At 68.5% G+C, this 16,617-nt stretch carries 17 protein-coding genes and 1 tRNA gene; 10 read left to right on the forward strand and 8 right to left on the reverse strand.

The window, feature by feature from the left end; genetic code table 11:
- Nucleotides 1-50 precede the first annotated feature (50 nt).
- The 3 genes from AC3WLD_RS04750 (at nucleotide 51) to AC3WLD_RS04760 (ending at nucleotide 1,491) form a co-directional block, all read left to right on the forward strand.
- Nucleotides 51-752, forward strand: coding sequence for a glutathione S-transferase N-terminal domain-containing protein (locus AC3WLD_RS04750; RefSeq protein WP_492555783.1), 702 nt, complete (start codon nucleotides 51-53; stop codon nucleotides 750-752).
- Nucleotides 749-1,366, forward strand: a complete 618-nt coding sequence (locus AC3WLD_RS04755) for a 2-hydroxychromene-2-carboxylate isomerase (RefSeq protein ID WP_492555784.1) — start codon at nucleotides 749-751, stop codon at nucleotides 1,364-1,366. Before AC3WLD_RS04750 ends, AC3WLD_RS04755 begins: the two co-directional genes overlap by 4 nt.
- A gap of 51 nt (nucleotides 1,367-1,417) precedes the next feature.
- Nucleotides 1,418-1,491: transfer RNA gene (locus AC3WLD_RS04760), tRNA-Gly, on the forward strand.
- Nucleotides 1,492-1,616: 125 nt separating this feature from the next.
- Here AC3WLD_RS04760 and mutM read toward each other — a convergent pair.
- A complete protein-coding gene (gene mutM, locus AC3WLD_RS04765) occupies nucleotides 1,617-2,426 on the reverse strand; it encodes a bifunctional DNA-formamidopyrimidine glycosylase/DNA-(apurinic or apyrimidinic site) lyase (RefSeq protein WP_492555785.1) in 810 nt (269 codons plus the stop codon).
- Nucleotides 2,427-2,484: 58 nt separating this feature from the next.
- Between mutM and AC3WLD_RS04770 the strand changes: the two genes are divergently transcribed.
- A complete protein-coding gene (locus tag AC3WLD_RS04770; protein WP_492555786.1) occupies nucleotides 2,485-3,219 on the forward strand; it encodes a class I SAM-dependent methyltransferase in 735 nt (244 codons plus the stop codon).
- A 118-nt stretch (nucleotides 3,220-3,337) separates the two neighbouring features.
- Nucleotides 3,338-4,891, forward strand: coding sequence for a 2-polyprenylphenol 6-hydroxylase (gene ubiB / locus AC3WLD_RS04775; protein WP_492555787.1), 1,554 nt, complete (start codon nucleotides 3,338-3,340; stop codon nucleotides 4,889-4,891).
- A gap of 153 nt (nucleotides 4,892-5,044) precedes the next feature.
- Here the strand turns inward: ubiB and AC3WLD_RS04780 are convergent, their stop codons facing one another.
- Nucleotides 5,045-5,449 (reverse strand): hypothetical protein, encoded by a 405-nt coding sequence (locus AC3WLD_RS04780; RefSeq protein ID WP_492555788.1) that lies wholly within the window; start codon nucleotides 5,447-5,449, stop codon nucleotides 5,045-5,047.
- 223 nt (nucleotides 5,450-5,672) lie between these two features.
- Here AC3WLD_RS04780 and coaBC point away from each other — a divergent pair, with 223 nt between their 5' ends.
- Together coaBC and dut are read left to right on the forward strand one after the other, a co-directional pair.
- Entirely contained in the window at nucleotides 5,673-6,899 is a 1,227-nt protein-coding gene (gene coaBC / locus AC3WLD_RS04785) for a bifunctional phosphopantothenoylcysteine decarboxylase/phosphopantothenate--cysteine ligase CoaBC (protein WP_492555789.1), read from the forward strand.
- Nucleotides 6,886-7,359, forward strand: coding sequence for a dUTP diphosphatase (dut, locus tag AC3WLD_RS04790; protein ID WP_492555790.1), 474 nt, complete (start codon nucleotides 6,886-6,888; stop codon nucleotides 7,357-7,359). The genes coaBC and dut overlap by 14 nt, the downstream gene beginning before the upstream one ends.
- A gap of 295 nt (nucleotides 7,360-7,654) precedes the next feature.
- On the opposite strand, the gene AC3WLD_RS04795 is transcribed toward dut, so the two are convergent.
- The 4 genes from AC3WLD_RS04795 to secB all read right to left on the reverse strand — a co-directional run bounded on the left by AC3WLD_RS04795 (nucleotide 7,655) and on the right by secB (nucleotide 11,731).
- Nucleotides 7,655-8,347, reverse strand: coding sequence for a DUF4136 domain-containing protein (locus tag AC3WLD_RS04795; protein WP_492555791.1), 693 nt, complete (start codon nucleotides 8,345-8,347; stop codon nucleotides 7,655-7,657).
- Between the two features lie 149 nt (nucleotides 8,348-8,496).
- On the reverse strand, nucleotides 8,497-9,510 hold the full coding sequence (trpS, locus tag AC3WLD_RS04800) for a tryptophan--tRNA ligase (protein WP_492555792.1): 1,014 nt from the start codon (nucleotides 9,508-9,510) through the stop codon (nucleotides 8,497-8,499).
- A gap of 20 nt (nucleotides 9,511-9,530) precedes the next feature.
- Nucleotides 9,531-11,099: a murein biosynthesis integral membrane protein MurJ gene (murJ, locus tag AC3WLD_RS04805; RefSeq protein ID WP_492555793.1), complete on the reverse strand. Its 1,569-nt coding sequence runs from the start codon at nucleotides 11,097-11,099 to the stop codon at nucleotides 9,531-9,533.
- 113 nt (nucleotides 11,100-11,212) lie between these two features.
- On the reverse strand, nucleotides 11,213-11,731 hold the full coding sequence (gene secB, locus AC3WLD_RS04810) for a protein-export chaperone SecB (RefSeq protein WP_492555794.1): 519 nt from the start codon (nucleotides 11,729-11,731) through the stop codon (nucleotides 11,213-11,215).
- A gap of 262 nt (nucleotides 11,732-11,993) precedes the next feature.
- On the opposite strand from secB, the gene AC3WLD_RS04815 reads away from it, so the two are divergent.
- The 3 genes from AC3WLD_RS04815 to AC3WLD_RS04825 all read left to right on the forward strand — a co-directional run bounded on the left by AC3WLD_RS04815 (nucleotide 11,994) and on the right by AC3WLD_RS04825 (nucleotide 14,450).
- Nucleotides 11,994-12,647 (forward strand): Tim44/TimA family putative adaptor protein, encoded by a 654-nt coding sequence (locus AC3WLD_RS04815; protein ID WP_492555968.1) that lies wholly within the window; start codon nucleotides 11,994-11,996, stop codon nucleotides 12,645-12,647.
- Nucleotides 12,648-12,657: 10 nt separating this feature from the next.
- Nucleotides 12,658-13,869, forward strand: coding sequence for a murein transglycosylase A (gene mltA / locus AC3WLD_RS04820; RefSeq protein WP_492555795.1), 1,212 nt, complete (start codon nucleotides 12,658-12,660; stop codon nucleotides 13,867-13,869).
- 185 nt (nucleotides 13,870-14,054) lie between these two features.
- Complete coding sequence (locus AC3WLD_RS04825; RefSeq protein ID WP_492555796.1) at nucleotides 14,055-14,450, forward strand: Smr/MutS family protein; 396 nt, start codon at nucleotides 14,055-14,057, stop codon at nucleotides 14,448-14,450.
- 101 nt (nucleotides 14,451-14,551) lie between these two features.
- On the opposite strand, the gene dapE is transcribed toward AC3WLD_RS04825, so the two are convergent.
- Both dapE and AC3WLD_RS04835 read right to left on the reverse strand, forming a co-directional pair.
- Nucleotides 14,552-15,679 (reverse strand): succinyl-diaminopimelate desuccinylase, encoded by a 1,128-nt coding sequence (dapE, locus tag AC3WLD_RS04830; protein WP_492555797.1) that lies wholly within the window; start codon nucleotides 15,677-15,679, stop codon nucleotides 14,552-14,554.
- Nucleotides 15,676-16,341 (reverse strand): glutathione S-transferase family protein, encoded by a 666-nt coding sequence (locus tag AC3WLD_RS04835; RefSeq protein WP_492555798.1) that lies wholly within the window; start codon nucleotides 16,339-16,341, stop codon nucleotides 15,676-15,678. The genes dapE and AC3WLD_RS04835 overlap by 4 nt, the downstream gene beginning before the upstream one ends.
- Nucleotides 16,342-16,617: the final 276 nt, after the last annotated feature.

Below are 16,617 nucleotides of genomic sequence, written 5' to 3' on the forward strand. Positions count from 1 at the left end.
TTGCCCTCGGCCACGCTCCATGCTGACATGGGGACCGGGAGAGCCGCACGATGATCGAACTGCATACCGCGCCCACGCCGAACGGCTGGAAGGTCTCGATCATGCTCGAGGAGTGCGGCCTGCCGTACGAGGTGCGCTGGGTAAACATCGGCGCGGGCGAGCAGTTCGCGGACCATTTCCTCGCGATCAGTCCCAACAACCGCATCCCGGCGATCGTCGACACCCAACCCGCAGGCGGCGGCGCGCCGGTCTCGGTGTTCGAGACCGCCGCGATCCTGATGTACCTCGGCGACAAGGCCGGGCGGTTCTACCCCGCCGACCTGCGCGGGCGGACCGAGGTGAACGAGTGGCTCGCCTGGCAGGTCGCCGGGCTCGGGCCGATGCTCGGCCAGCACGGGCACTTCGCGCTCTATGCGCCCGAGCGGCTCGAGTACCCCACGGAGCGCTACCGGCGCGAGACGCTGCGGCTCTACGGCGTGCTCGACCGCCGGCTGGAGGGGCGGGAGTTCATCGCGGCGGGCGAATACACCATCGCCGACATGGCCTGCTGGCCGTGGATCCGCACGTGGAAGGCGCAAGGAATCCCGCTCGAAGACTTTCCGAATGTCCGCCGCTGGTACGACGCGCTGAAGGCGCGCGACGGGCTGCGGCGCGGGGTGTCACTCGGCGCGGAGCGCGTCAACCGCCGCCCGCAGGACGATGCGGACACGGCGAGGACCCTGTTCGGCATCTCGGGAAAGGGCCTCGCATGAGCGTGACCGTCGACTTCTTTTTCGACCTGTCCTCGCCTTGGACACGGCTCGCGTTCCACAATGTCCAGCCAATCCTGGCAGAGACGGGGGCCGGGGTGCGGTGGCGGCCGTTCCTCGTCGGCGGGGTTTTCAACGCAGTCAACCCGCGGGTCTACGAATTGCGTGCGGACCCGGAGCAGAGGGCGATGAAGCGCAGCTTTGAATGGCTGAAGGAATGGGCGCGGCTCGCCGGGGTGGCGATGAACTTTCCCAGCGAATTCCACCCGGTGAAGTCGGTGGCGGCGATGCGCTGCTGCTGCGCCCTCGAGGACGACCAGGGCGCACTGTTCCGCTTCGCCGAGGCGGCGTTCGAAGCCTATTTCGGCGCGGCGCGCAACATCGACGATCCGGCGGTGCTCGCCGCCATCGCGGACGAGATCGGCATGGACGGGGCGGCCCTCGTTGCCCGCTCGATGACGCCGGAGGTCAAGGACCGGCTGCGCACCAACACCGACGAGGCGATCGCGCGGGGCGCGTTCGGCTCGCCCACGCTGTTCGTGGGCGACCGGATGTACTTCGGCAACGACCAGCTTCCGCTGGTTCGCCAGAAGCTGATGGAGATGATCCCCGGTTGACGGCAGCGCCCCGTCCGTGGCAAGCGCCGCTCCGCGCTCAGGCACGCTTGGGCGGGTATAGCATAGTGGTAATGCTCTAGCCTTCCAAGCTAGCTAGAGGGGTTCGATTCCCCTTACCCGCTCCAATCCCCAACCTTCCCAAGCCCTCGTCGTTGCGAGGAGCGCAGCGACGAAGCAATCCAGCAGCGCGCGGTTGCCCCGGATTGCCGCGGCCTTCGGCCTCGCAATGACGATCGGTGGGGTGTTGTGCTTACTTCTGGCACTTCGGGCAGAACCACGTCGAGCGGCCGCCCTGGACGATGCGCTGCACGGTGCCGCCGCATTTGCAGGGCTCGCCCTCGCGGCCGTAGACGTCGAAGTCCTTGGCGAAATAGCCGAGTTCGCCATCGGGCCGGGCGTAGTCGCGCAAGGTCGAACCGCCCGCCAGGATCGATTCGCACAGGACATCGCGGATTGCCGGAACCAGACGCCTGATTGCCGCCTGGGAAACCTTGCCGCCGTCCTTGCGCGGATCGATCCGGGCGCGGAAGAGCGCCTCGCAGACGTAGATATTGCCGAGGCCCGCGACGATCCGCTGGTCGAGCAGCAGCAGCTTGACCGCGGCGATGCGGTCCCTGAACGCGGCGGCAAGGTGGGCGGGGGTGAGCGCGTCGCCGAGCGGTTCCGGCCCGAGCGCGGCGAAGGCGGGCCACGCTTCCAGCTTGTCCGTCTCGACGAGGTCGACCGAGCCGAACCGCCGCGCGTCGTTGAGCGCGAGGACGTGGCCGGCCGTCTCCAGCACCAGGTGGTCGTGCTTTTCGATTTGCCCGGGATCGATCCGCCAGCGCCCCGACATGCCGAGGTGAAACACCATCGTCTGCCCGCGGTCCGTATGGACGAGGCCGTACTTGGCCCGCCGCCCGAGTCCCGTCACCTGCGCCCCGGTGAGCGCCTGGCCGAGCCCCTCGGGAAAGGGCCGGCGCAGGTCGGCGCGGTTGATCTTCACGCGCTCGATCCGCTCTCCGTCGAGGACGGTGGCGAGGCCGCGGACGGTGGTTTCGACTTCGGGAAGCTCGGGCATGGCCCGCCACCCCTATCAGCCTTTGCGCCGCCCGCAATTCCCCACTAAAGCCGCGGCCATGAGCCAAGAAACCGTCTCCTTCGGGTACGAGGACATTCCGGCCGAGGAAAAGACCGCGCGCGTCGGCGCGGTGTTCTCCAGCGTCGCGAAAAAGTACGACGTGATGAACGACGCGATGAGCGGCGGGCTGCACCGGGTGTGGAAGGATCACTTCGTCCGCAAGGTCCGCCCCCAGCCCGGCGAGGCGATCCTCGACATGGCCGGCGGGACCGGCGACATCGCCTTCCGCATGGCCCCGTCGGGCGCAGAGATCACGGTGTCCGACATCAACCAGGACATGCTCGACGTCGGCGTCGAGCGGGCGATGGAGCGCGGGATCGACGGCCTCGTCTGGTCGCGCCAGAACGCCGAGGAACTGGCGTTCCCCGACCGCACCTTCGACGCCTATACAATCGCCTTCGGCATCCGCAACGTGACCGACATCCCCAGGGCGCTGCGCGAGGCGCACCGGGTGCTCAAGTTCGGCGGGCGGTTCTTCTGCCTCGAATTCTCGACCACCGAGTGGCCGGGGTTCAGCCAGGCCTATGACTTCTATTCGCACAAGCTGGTCCCGCGAATTGGCCAGGCGATTGCCGGGGACGCGGAATCGTACCGCTACCTGATCGAATCGATCCGCCGCTTCCCGCCCATGAAGCAGTTCGAGGGCATGATTCGCGACGCCGGCTTCGCCAACACCCGGGTCGAGCCGATCCTCGGCGGGCTGGTCGCGATCCATTCGGGGTGGAAGGTGTGAGAACCCTTTCGTCCCCCCTCCCGCATGCGGGAGGGGCCGGGGGTGGGCCTGTCATGTCAAAGGCTGCTCCCGCATTCATGCCCACCCCTAACCCCTCCCGCCTGCAGGAGGGGAACTGGTGACCACCAACGCCACCCACATCCTGCGCCTGCTGCGCTGGGGGCGCACGCTCGCCCGGCACGGCGCGCTCCGCGGGATCGAGCGCGATCTCAACACCCCGCCGCCGGTGCGCCGGCTGGTGCGGATCGCGCGGTTCGGAACAAGCCAGCCGCGCGTTCCCGACTATGCTGGCGCGTTCACCGCGATCGGCCCGGCGGCGATCAAGCTCGGCCAGACGCTGGCGACGCGGCCCGACCTCGTCGGGCCGGAGGCGGCGAACAACCTGCTGACCCTGCAGGACAGTCTGCCCCCCGTTCCTTTCGCCGCGATTCGCGAGCAGATCGAGTCAACCTTCGAACGCCCGCTCTCCGCGCTCTACGCCTCGTTCGAGGAAGAGCCGGTCGGCGCCGCCTCGATCGCGCAGGTCCACCGTGCGGTGACAGCCGAGGGCCGCAAGGTCGCGGTCAAGGTGCTGCGCCCCGGGGTGCGCGAGAAGTTCGCCCGCGACATCGAGACCTACGAATGGGCCGCCGCCCACGTCGAGGCGATGGGCGGGGAGGCGGCGCGGCTGCGGCCGCGCCTGATCATCGCCAACTTCAAGCGCTGGACCGCGCGCGAGCTCGACCTACGGCGCGAGGCGGCCTCTGCCAGCGAGCTGTCCGAGGCGATGCATGCGTTTGCCGGGTACCGCGTGCCCGGGATCGACTGGGACCGCACCAACGGCAAGGTGATGACGCTCGACTGGATCGACGGCGTCAAGATCAGCGACACCGCCGCGCTTGAGGCGGCCGGGCACGACCGCAAGAAGCTGGCCGAGCGGCTTGTCATCGCCTTCCTCACCCAGGCGATCAGCCACGGGTACTTCCACGCCGACATGCATCAGGGCAACCTGTTCGTGGAAGCGGACGGGACGATTGCAGCAATCGACTTCGGAATCATGGGGCGGATCGACCGGCGGGCGCGGCTGTGGCTGGCCGAGATCCTCTATGGCCTGACCACCGGCAATTACCGCCGCGTCGCCGAGATCCATTTCGAGGCGCAGTACGTGCCCAGCTACCACTCGGTCGATGAATTCGCGACGGCACTGCGCGCGGTGGGCGAGCCGATGCGCGGCAAGCCGGTGAGCGAGCTGTCCGTTGGGCAGATGCTCGATGGGCTGTTCGCGATCACCCGCGATTTCGACATGCAGACCCAGCCGCACCTGCTGCTGCTGCAGAAGACCATGGTGATGGTCGAGGGCATCGCCCAGGCGCTCGATCCCGAGATCAACATGTGGGACACCGCCGCGCCGTTCGTGCGCGGGTGGATCCGCGACGAGCTGGGGCCGGAGGCGGCGATCGCCGACCGGATCAAGCGCGACACCGACACGCTGCTGCGCCTGCCCGAACTCATCCGCCGGATCGAGGACCGCTTCCCCCCCAAGGGCGGCGCCCCCGAACCGCCGCCGCTCGAGGACGTGCGGCTGGTGTGGGAGCGCAAGGAGCGCAAAGGCGCGCCCTGGTGGGGCCATGCGCTGACCCTGGCACTCGGCGGCGCGCTCGCGGTGGCGAGCCACGCGGCGGGGTGGTGGTAGGCTAACCGCCTGCGCGCCAGTTACTCGTCATGCTGAACTTGTTTCAGCATCCACTTTATCCTCAGCTCCGGAGCATTCCGGTGAGGGCCGAGGCAACCGAGGGGGGACCCTGAAACAAGTTCAGGGTGACGAGTGTGGATTGGCGACGGTCGGTTACCCCATCTCTTGCAGCTTGTGGTGCGGGAGCAGCTTCCACGCCGCCATCAGCAGCACGAAGTGGATCGCCTCGACCACGATCGGCATGAGGAAGTCGGGCCCGTGGCCCACGGTCAGCGCGGTAAAGCTGCGGATGACCATCGCGGTGCCGAACAGCGCGGCGGGGACGATCAGCAGGTCGGCGTTGCGCCGCCACGCCCCCCACATCATCGCGAGGCCCGAGACCACGAAGAACGCGGTCATGTCGGCGCGGATCGTGGCGAGTCCGGTAAGGTTGATCGGCTCGATCGAGAAGCCCGCCCCGGCGGCAGCGGTCTGCGGGTCGATGAAGAAGCTCAGGCCCATGAACAGGTCGAACAGCCCCGTCAGGAAGATCAGCGCAGTCAGGATCAGTCGCAGCATCGGTTTTCCCCTCCGTTTGGCAGGAGTGTAGCGCAAAGCTGGAGGATGAACAGGCCCGCCCCCGACCCCTCCCGCATGCGGGAGGGGAGAATGAGTCACGATTTGCCCTCCCGCATGCGGCAGGGCCGCGAGACTTGTCCGAGCGCAGCGAGGCTAGTCGCAGCGGGGTGGGCCACCCCGCACCCCTTGCGCCGCGCCCCCGCCCGTTGCACAAGCCTCCGGCATGGCCGGGCCCAGAATCCTCCTGATCGTCGGCGGCGGGATCGCGGCCTACAAGGCGTGCGAACTTGTGCGCCTGATCCGCAAGAACGGCGGCGAGGTTACCTGCGTGCTGACCGAGGGCGGCAGCCATTTCGTCACCGCGATGACGCTCGCCGCGCTCAGCGAGAACCCCGTCCATACCACGCTCTGGGACCTCAAGAACGAGGTCGAGATGGGCCATATCCAGCTCTCGCGGCAGGCCGACCTCGTGGTGGTCTGCCCGGCGACGGCCGACCTCATGGCGCGGATGGCAGCAGGGATCGCCGATGACCTCGCGGCGACGCTGCTGCTCGCCACCGACAAGCCGGTCCTGGCCGTGCCGGCGATGAACGTGCGGATGTGGCAGCACGCCGCGACCCGGCGCAACGTCGCCACTTTGCGCGCATCGGGCGTGACGGTGCTCGATCCCGACGAAGGCGCGATGGCCTGCGGCGAGTACGGCCCGGGCCGGCTGCCTGAACCGGAGGCGGTGTGGGCAGCGATTGCGCGGATGACCGGCGGCAATCCGCTCGCCGCGCAGCCGGACTTTGCCGAGCCGCAGCACCGCCGGCTCTATGGCAGGCACGTGCTGGTCACCGCCGGGCCGACGCACGAGCCGATCGACCCGGTCCGCTACATCGCGAACCGCTCGAGCGGGAAGCAGGGTTTCGCTATCGCTGGGGCGCTCGCCGAGCTCGGCGCGCGGGTGACGCTGGTCGCGGGGCCGGTCCAGCTGCCGACGCCCGCCGGGGTCGAGCGCGTCGACGTCGAGACCGCGCGCGAGATGGCGGCGGCGGTCGATGCCGCGCTGCCGGCCGATGCGGCGGTGATGGTCGCGGCGGTGGCCGACTGGCGCACCGAGGATGCGGCCGGGCAGAAGATGAAGAAGGACGGTTCGGGCCGCCCGCCTGCGCTGGCCCTTACCGAGAATCCCGACATCCTCGCCACGCTCGGCCATTCCGCGAACAGGCCGCGCCTGCTGGTCGGGTTTGCGGCCGAGACCGAAAAGGTCGTCGACCATGCCCGCGCCAAGCTGGCGCGCAAGGGGGCGGACTGGATCGTCGCCAACGACGTCTCGGGTGACGTGATGGGGGGCACGATGAACGCGGTGCACATCGTCACCGCCGCGGGCGTCGAAAGCCTCCCCGAAATGCCCAAGGGCGCGGTTGCGCGGGCGCTAGCCACAAGGATTGCCGATGCACTCGCCTGAACCCGTTCCGGTCCTCGTCAAGCGGCTGGAAGGGAACGACGACCTGCCGCTGCCCGCCTATGCGACCGACGGCGCGGCAGGGATGGACGTGGTCTCGGCCGAGGACGTGACGCTGGCTCCCGGTGCGCGCCATGCGGTGGCGACGGGCCTTGCGCTGGCGATCCCCGCGGGATTCGAAATCCAGGTCCGCCCCCGCTCGGGCCTTGCCCTGAAGCACGGCATCACTGTGCCCAACACGCCGGGGACGATCGATTCGGATTACCGCGGCGAATTGAAGGTCATCCTGATCAATCACGGCGGCGAACCCTTCCAGATCCGCCGCGGCGACCGCGTCGCGCAGCTGGTGCTCGCCCCGGTAACGCGGGCCGGGTGGCTGGAGGTGGAAGAACTCGACGACACCGCACGCGGCGCTGGCGGGTTCGGGTCGACTGGCGGATTCGTCACGCCTCTGGGGAACTAGTCCGACAGGCCCACCCCCGACCGCTGTTCGCTGCGCGAACGCCTGCGGCTCCCCGCAAGCGGGAGGGGAGAAGAAGGGACACCCCCTCCCGCTTGCGGGAGGGGCGCGAGACTTGGCCGCGCAGCGGCTTAGTCGCAGCGGGGTGGGCAGGATTTCAGGAATTTGCCTGGACGATGGAGATCCCCGCCTTCGCGGGGCCACGCAAAAGGCAGGCCGTTTCGGGTCCGCCCCATCTGTTCAGCAAAACAAAAGGCGGGCCGTTTCCGGCCCGCCTTCGTCTCCGCACCGAGTCCACTCAGTCGGCGCGGCGAACGGTCTTTTTCTCTGGTGCCACGGTAATGCGCACGGTCTCGCCCGAGTTCCCGGGGAAGTCGGTGAACATCGCTTCGACCAGGTTGGGGACGAGGTAAGGGAGGCGGTTCGACGATGAGGCCGCTTCGGCCTTGCCCTCGAACAGGCGCTGGCCGTCGGCGCGGCGGTCGATCTTGAGGTCGATACCGCTGGTGTAGACGGTCGTAACCTCGACCCCGTTGTCATAGAAGAACGGATCGTTCCAGCCATATCCCCAGGCGCCGCCGTGGCGGAACCCGTAGGGTCGGCCCCAGTACCCGAACCCGCGCGGGCCGTACCACGGATCCCAGAACGGATCGCGGAAGCCGGTCGAGCGGACGCGGTCGCGGCCCTGATCGACGCCGTAGTCGAAGCGGACGATCAGGTCCGCCGCCTCGGGCGCGGCCGGGGTGTAGCCGAGCCTGCTCATCTGGCTCTGGACGTAGCCGGCGTACTGGCTGAACTCGAGACCCCCGGCATCGCGCGGGTCTTCCGCGACGACGGCGAACGTCTGGCCCTGCGGGGCCGGCAACTGGCTCTGGAACCGCGAGACGTTGGCGGTGAGAGACGGCGCGCAGGCGGCAAGGCTCGCCAGCAGCAACGGCACGGCGACCATCGAAAGGCGGCGGCTACGCTTGGAAGTGTTGACGGAACTCATGCGGCGACTCCTGGCGACGGTCCCAGCCCGCCCCGATCGGCGGACGTGGCACGCGTCTTAACATGGAACCGATCTAAGCAAGAGTCGCTGAATTGAGTGTGAATGACGACGAACCGTTTTCACGCTTTTCGTTGCAATTCAGTGTCTTGTCAGCCCCGCACCAGCCCCAGTGCCGCGTAGGCTTTCTCCAGTGTCGGCTGCGCCAACCCCCGCGCCTTTTCCGCACCCTTGCGCAGGATCGCGTCGAGCGCGGTGCGGTCTTGCCTAAGCTCAACGAAGCGGGCGTTGATCGGGGCGAGGCTTTCCACCAGCAGTTCGCCCAGCGCGGGCTTGAACTTGCCGAACCCGTGGCCCCCGAACTCGGCCAGCACCGCTTCGACACTGCTACCCGCCATCGCCGCATAGACGCCGACCAGGTTGGCGGCTTCGGGCCGTCCGGCGAGCCCGGCGGCGTCCGACGGCAGCGGCTCGGGATCGGTCTTGGCCTTCTTGACCTTCTGCATGATCGTGTCGGCGTCGTCGGTCAGGTTGATGCGGCTCATGTCCGAGGGGTCGGACTTGCTCATCTTGGCACTGCCGTCGCGCAGGGACATGATCCGCGCTGCTTCGGGCGGGATCATCGGGTCGGGCAGGGTGAACACCGGTTCCGCTTCGCTGGCGAAGTCGTTGTTGAACTTCTGCGCGATGTCGCGGGCGAGTTCGAGGTGCTGCTTCTGGTCGTCGCCCACCGGGACGTGGGTCGCCTGGTAAAGCAGGACGTCGGCAGCCTGGAGCACGGGATAGGTGAACAGCGCGATCGAGGCGCCCTCGCGGTTCTTGCCCGACTTGTCCTTGAACTGCGTCATCCGGTTGAGCCATCCCATCCGCGCGGTGCCGTTCAGCAGCCATTGCAGCTCGGCGTGCGCCGGGACCTGGGCCTGGTTGAACAGGACCGACTTGTCGGGATCGATTCCGCAGGCGACGAGCGCTGCGACCATTTCGCGGGTGTTGCCCGAAAGGTCCGCCGGCACGTGCGGCATCGAGATCGCGTGAAGGTCGGCAAGGAAATAGAGGCATTCCCCCGCGGCGTGCTCGTCCTGCATCTTCACCCAGTTGCGGATCGCCCCCAGGTAGTTGCCGAGGTGGAGATTGCCGGTGGGCTGGATGCCGGAAACGATACGCATGGAAGCTCTCTTCAGTGTGGTCAGGCGCGCCTGCGCCGGAAGAACACCCGGATGTCGTCGCGGGTGAACGCGCCCATCAGCAGGGTGGCGAGCCCATAGACCAGCGCGCCGGAGGTGACCAGCGCCGCCATCGCGCCAATCCGGACCAGCCAAGTGCCGTGGACATAGGGCATGAGCAGTCCTTGTGCGAACCACAGCGCCACGCCCATCAGCAGCGCCGCCAGCGCGAGCCGCAGCGACCGCCGCTTCAGTCGCGCATCGGCGACGAAGTGCCCGCGCCTGGCGAGCGTCCGGTACAGCAGCCAGACGTTGACGGTCGAGGCGATCGCAGTCGCCAGCGGCGGGCCCATGTGCTCGAGCGGAAAGATCAGCGCGAGGTTGAGGACGAGGTTCACCACCATCGAGATCGTCGCGTAGCGCACCGGGGTCTTGGTATCCTGCCGCGCGTAGAATCCGGGGGTCAGCACCTTGACGAGGATGTAGCTCGGCAGTCCGACCGAGAACGCCGCAAGCGCCTGCGCGGTGTAGTGGGTGTCTTCCGCCGTAAACTTGCCATAGCCGAACAGCGCCGCAGCGATCGGCTCGCCGCACAGCACCAGCGCGACCGTGGCGGGAAGGGTCAGCAGAAGGGCCAGCTCCATCCCGCGGTTCTGCGTCTCCATCGCTGCCGCGTCCTCACCCGCACCGAGCTGGCGCGAGATCGTCGGAAGCAGCACGGTGCCGAGGCCGATGCCGATGAGGCCCAAAGGCAGCTGGTTCAGCCGGTCGGCCATGTAGATGTAGGTCACGCTGCCGTGCGCCAGCAGCGAGGCGGCGAGCGCGGTCGAGATCACGAGGTTGATCTGCACCGCCCCCGCGCCCGCCGCCGCCGGCCAGATCAGGGCGAGCAGGCGCTTGACCTCGGGCGAAAGGCGCGGGCGGCGCAAGCGGAGGCTCACCCCGTTGCGGCGGCAGGCCCAGGCGACCCAGATCAGCTGAAGCAGGCCCGAGACCGAAACCGCGATCGCCTGGTTGCGCGCGGTGATCAGCGGGTCGTCGGAATGGAACAGCAGCAGCGCCGCGATCAGCGTCAGGTTCAGCAGGATCGGCGCGGCGGCGTTGACCCAGAACTTGTGCAGCGAATTGAGGATACCGCCGAACAGCGAAACGAGGCTGATCAGCATGAGGTAGGGGATGGTGATCCGCGAGAGTTCGACCGCGAAGGCGAACTGCTCCTGGCTGACCCCGTTGAACTTGCCCGACAGCGCGAAGGTCACCGGCCAGGCGAAGACCTCGAGGATCACGGTCATCACGAACAGCACCGGCAGCAGCACGGACAGCGCGGCCTCGGCGAAATCCAGCCCGTCCTTCAGCCCCTGTCCTTCGGGATCGGAGACCTTGCGGTTGAACATCGGGATGAACGCGGCCGAGAACGCTCCTTCGGCGAACAGCGCGCGGAACATGTTGGGCAGGCGGAAAGCGACGAGGAACGCGTCCGACGCGAAACTCGCGCCGATGTAGCGGGCAAAAAGGCTGTCGCGGACAAGCCCCAGCACGCGGCTGAGCAGGGTCAGCCCGCCGATCGTGCCGGTGGCCTTGAGGAGGTTCATGTCATACCTCCCCAACCGGGATACGTTCGCCCTGAGCCTGTCGAAGGGCCGCTTTTCCTTGCGAAGAAGGGCGGTGCTTCGACAAGCTCAGCACGAGCGGTGTTGGGCGAGGCTCAGGCCTGGCCGACGGGCGCGTCGCCCTGTTCGGCCTGGCGCTGGGCGAGCTGCTGGAAATAAAGCCCGTTGAAGTCGATCGGCTCGAGCATCAGCGGCGGGAACCCGGCGTCGCGCACGGCGTCGGCGATGATCCGGCGGGCGAACGGGAACAGGATGCGCGGACCCTCGGCGAAGAGGAAGGCGTGGGCCTGGTCGTCGGGGACATGGCGCATGCCGATCAGGCCGCAGTAGGCAAGCTCGATCGCATAGGCGACACCGGCCTCGCCGCGGCTCGAGACGTTGATCTTCAGCTCGATCTCGTGGACGTCCGGCCCGACGCTCTGCGCGGCGATGTTGAAGTCGACGCTGACCTGAGGCGCGTCCTGCCACTGATACACGGCGGGGGCGTTGGGGTTCTCGACCGACAAGTCCTTCACGTACTGCGAGATGATCCCGATTGCGGGCGCGGTGTCGGCACCGTTGGGGGCGGGGCTGTCGAGGTTGAGGTCGGTAACGATGTTGCCTTCGTCGGCCATTGTCGGACTGCTTTCGTGACGGTTTCGCGTGGCGCGCGCCTAGCACCCCGCCGCGCGTGCGGCAATCGCGCAACTGGAAGCGAAAAATTACGGCGCGAGCCGGACCCGGCTCGTCGTCCATCGGTTGTTCATTTGTCAATCGTACCTATTTGAGGCACGGTATTGCAGCGCATGGGCAGGCCCGCAGCCGCGAGTCTGCCGGTGCCGGAGCATCGGGACTGCTGGCGTGACTGGTGAAATTGTCGAAATCGTGATCCTCGCGATGATTGCGGCCTTCCTTGGCCTGCGGCTCTACTCGGTTCTCGGGCGCCGTCCGGAACAGAACGAGGAACCGCTAGCCCGGCGCGTCGAACAGCCCGATCCGCTGCGTCCGGCTCGCCCGGCCGCCCCGCGCTCAGATGAGCAGGGTGCCCCGGCCCCGCGCCTGCGCGATGCCGCGCCTGTCCAGAACCCCGCTTTCGCACCCGGCGCGCAGGGCGGCATCCAGGCCATCGTCGCCGCCGACCGCCGCTTCGACATCGCCCAGTTCCTTGCCGGCGCGCGCGGCGCCTATGGCATGATCCTCGAGGCCTACTGGCGCGGGGACAAGGACGAACTGGGCCAGCTGTGCGACCGCGACGTCTACGAAGGTTTCGCCTCGGCGATCGACGCCCGTGCCGCCGCGGGCGAAACGCTCGACAACCGCCTGATCCGGATCGAGGAGGCGACCATCGTATCGGCCTCGTACAACGCTCCGATAGCGCGGATCACCGTTCGCTTCGTTGCCGATGTCGCCACCGTGACCCGCGATGCCGACGGCAACGTGATCGCCGGTTCGCTCGACGACGCGGTCGAGAGCCGCGACCTGTGGACGTTCTCGCGCGACCTGACCGCGCGCGATCCGGACTGGCTGCTCGACGAAACCGACGAAGCGTAAGGTCCGTCCGGTGCGGGGGGCCTGGCGCGGGACGGCGCTGCTTGTCGCATCGGTGCTGCTGAGTGCCTGCGTCCAGATCATCCCGCCGGGCCGGCCGACCACCGGGCATGCGCCGCGTCCTGCCCCATCGCCTACGTATCAGCCGCCGCAGACCGCCGCGCTCACCGGCGTGAAGCGCGCCGGGCCGGTGGCCGGACTGGGCTTCAGCCAGAGCAACGCCGCCAACGCGCTGAGCGCTTTTGTCACCAGCTGTCCGCGCCTGACCAAGCGCAACGACGGCAGCGGCCTGACCCGGCCCGAGGACTGGCAGGCGGCCTGCACCGCGGCCAGGACCTGGCCGGCCGACGATGCCGCGAACTTCTTCGCCGCGTGGTTCGAAACCGCCGAGGTCGGCGACGGGCAGGCTTTCGTCACCGGATACTACGAGCCGGAAATCGCGGGCGTGCGCACCCGTCGCGACGGTTTTGCGGTCCCGGTCTATGCCAAGCCCGCCGACCTCGTCCGCGCCGCGCCGGGCGATGCCCCGCCTAACGACGATGGCGCCCAGCCGCTTGGCCGCTACGATGAGCAGGGCCGCTTCCAGCGCTATTACGACCGCGCCGCGATTGAGGACGGGGCGCTCGCCGGCAAGGGGCTGGAGATTGCCTGGGCGGCGGATCCGGTCGAATTCTTTTTCCTCCAGATCCAGGGCTCGGGCCGCCTCCGCGCCCCAGACGGCAGCGTCATCCGCATCGGCTTCGCCGGGCAGAACGGTTTCGAGTACACCGGGATCGGCTCGCTGATGCGGGAGCGGGGCTTGATCGGCAGCGGACCCGGCCAGTATCCCGGCTCGATGCAGGGCATGATGCGCTACCTGCGCGAGCATCCCGAGGAAGGCCGGGCGCTGATGCGGCAGAACCGCAGCTACGTGTTCTTCCGCGAGATCACCGGCGATGGTCCCGTGGGTGCGCTCAACGTGCCCGTGCGCGGCCGTGCTACAGTGGCCGCCGACCCGGCGTTCGTCCCGCTCGGCGCGCCGGTTTTCCTGCGGCTCGACCGGCCCGAGGCAACCGGGCTGTGGGTCGCACAGGACACCGGCGGGGCAATCAAGGGCGCCAACCGCTTCGACAGCTTCTGGGGCGCCGGCGACGAGGCTCGCCGCATCGCCGGGGGGATGACCGGGCGCGGCAAGGCGCTGGTCCTTCTGCCCAAGGGTACGCTGGCGCGGCTCGGCGTCCAATGAGGCCGCCCAGAAGGCCGCCACACGGGTTGTCGACCGAGGAGGCCGCGCTGTGGCGCAAGGTCGCGGACACGGTGGTGCCACTGCATCCGGTGAAGCGCGCTTCTCCCCTCCCGCCTGCGGGAGGGGCCGGGGGTGGGCCTGTTGAAACCATAGCGTTCCCGCCCAAGCCTCGCCCCGCCGCTAACATGCCCTCCCCTAACCCTTCCCGCGAGCGGGAGGGGAATCTCTCGCGGCAGAACCTCGACGGTTCGTGGGACCGCAAGCTCGCGCGCGGGGCGATCGCGCCGGATATCACCATAGACCTCCACGGCATGACGCTCGATGCCGCCTATGCGCGTCTGGTCGGCGGGATCGGGCAGGCGCTGGCGATGGGCGCGCGGGTCGTGCTGCTGATCGCCGGCAAGCACCGCCCGCATGATCACCACGACCAGCGGGGCGAACGCCGCGGCGCGATCCGGGCGAAGCTGCTCGACTGGCTGGCCGCGAGCCCGCACGCCTCGAGTATCGCCGCGGTGCGCCCGGCGCAGCAGCGGCATGGAGGGGCGGGGGCGGTCTATATCGTGCTCAGGAAGGGACGATAGTTCGGGCCCACCCCTGACCCCTCCCGCTTGCGGGAGGGGAACCACGTTGCGCCACTTCCTCTCCCCTCCCGCTTGCGGGAGGGGGGTCGGGGGGCGGCCTGTCAGGAACGCAGCGCTGCCTCCGCCACGCGCCGGTAAATCCGCGCCAGCACCGCAAGGTCGGGGATCGCCACCGCCTCGTCAGTCTTGTGCATGGTAGCGTTCGACAGGCCGAACTCGATCACCGGGCAAACGGCGCGCAGGAACCGGGCGTCAGAGGTGCCGCCGGTGGTCGAGAGCTCAGGGGTCACCCCGGTCTCGGCGACAATCGCCGCGCTGACCATGTCGGAGAACGCGCCGGGGAGCGTCACGAAGCTCTCGCCCGAGATCACGGCGCGCACGCTGCCGTCATGCCTGGCCGCAATCGCCTCGACCATTTCGACCAGCCCCTTGCCGGTGTGGAGGTCGTTGAAGCGGATCGAGATGCGCGCCCGGGCCTCTGCCGGGATGACGTTCGTGGCCGGGTTGCCGACCGAAATGTCGGTGATCTCGAGGTTCGAGGCCTGGAACCACTCGCTGCCCTGGTCGAGCACCAGCGCGTCGAGTTCGCCGAGCAGCGCGACCAGCTTTGTGCAGGGGTTGTCCGCAAGGTGGGGGTAGGCGACGTGGCCCTGGCTCCCGCTCACGGTCAGCCACATGTTGACCGACCCGCGCCGCCCGATCTTGACCATGTCGCCCAGCCGGTGGACCGAGGTCGGCTCGCCGACGAGGCACAGGTCGGGCTGCGCGCCGACGCTCCCCATGTGCTCGATCAGGCTGACCGTGCCGAAGCGCGCCGGGCCTTCCTCGTCGCCGGTGATGATGAAGCTGATCGTACCGGCCTCGGCGGGAATCTCCGCCACCGCCGCGACCATCGCCGCGATTGCGCCCTTCATGTCGACCGCACCGCGGCCAAAGAGCAGCTCGCCGCGCCGCTCGGGCGCGAAGGGCGCGCTGGTCCAGCCTTCGCCGGGCGGGACGACGTCGACGTGGCCGGCAAAGGCGAAGTGGCGCGAGCCTTCCGGCCCCTGGCGGATGGCGAAGAGGTTCTCGACCGGCCCGTCCGGCGCCTCACCCGCGACGAAGCGGTGAACGGAGAAACCCAGCGGTTCGAGCATGGCTTGGAGCGCGTCGAACACCAGCCCCGCCGCCGGGGTGACGCTCGGGCATGCGATCAGCCGTTCGGCGAGATCCAGCGGATCGAGGCTCATCCCTGTTGCGGCCCTTCGAACTTCTCGATCACCCAGTCCTCGTCCTCGGCGGCGCGGATCCATTGCTGCATCCACTCGTGCTCCCACACCGCGTCCATGTAGGCCTCGGCGAAGCCCGGCACGCGGAACCCGTAGGTGAGGAAGCGGGTGACCACGGGGGCATAGATGATGTCCGCCGCGCCGAACGTGCCGAACAGGTAGGGCCCGCCCTGCCCGAAGCGGGCGCGGGCCTCGGCCCACAGGGTGAGGATGCGCACCACGTCGGCGCGGGCCTCGTCGCTCACCGGCACGTCGGTGTAGCGGGCGCGGATGTTCATCGAATGCTCGCGGCGCAGCGCGATGTAGCTCGAGTGCATTTCCGCGACCATCGAGCGGGCCATGCCGCGCGCGGTTTCGTCCTTAGGCCAGAAGCGGTCGCGTCCGACCTTGTCGGCCAGCCAGTCGATGATCGCGAGGCTGTCCCACACCACGGTGTCGCCGTCCCACAGGATCGGCACCTTGCCCGAGGAGGGCGCGAGGTCGTCGGCCTTCCTGGCCTCATCCCAGTCCTCGCCATAGAGCGGGACCTGGATTTCCTCGAAGCCGATGCCGGACTGCTTGCAGGCCAGCCAGCCGCGCAGTGACCAGCTTGAGTAATTCTTGTTGCCGATGATCAGCTTCATGCGCGCATACGCCCCTGCGTGGTCCCCGGCTCGGCTCTAGGCATTCAGCCAGAGCGTGTCGAGACTGAACGGGGTGAATGGCCTGAGCAGGACTCTCAATTAAAACCCACGTCACCCTGAACTCGTTTCAGGGTCCAGCCCGGTTCCCCCGAGCGAGTGGAGATGTCGCGCCACCGTGTCGATAGCTCGCGCGCGACACCACGCTTTGCCGACGCATGCCAGCTGGACCCTGAAACAAGTTCAGGGTGACGGGATGAGGCAAACGGGCGTGTGCCC

The sequence above is a fragment of the Novosphingobium sp. FW305-C-111 genome, from assembly GCF_058783565.1.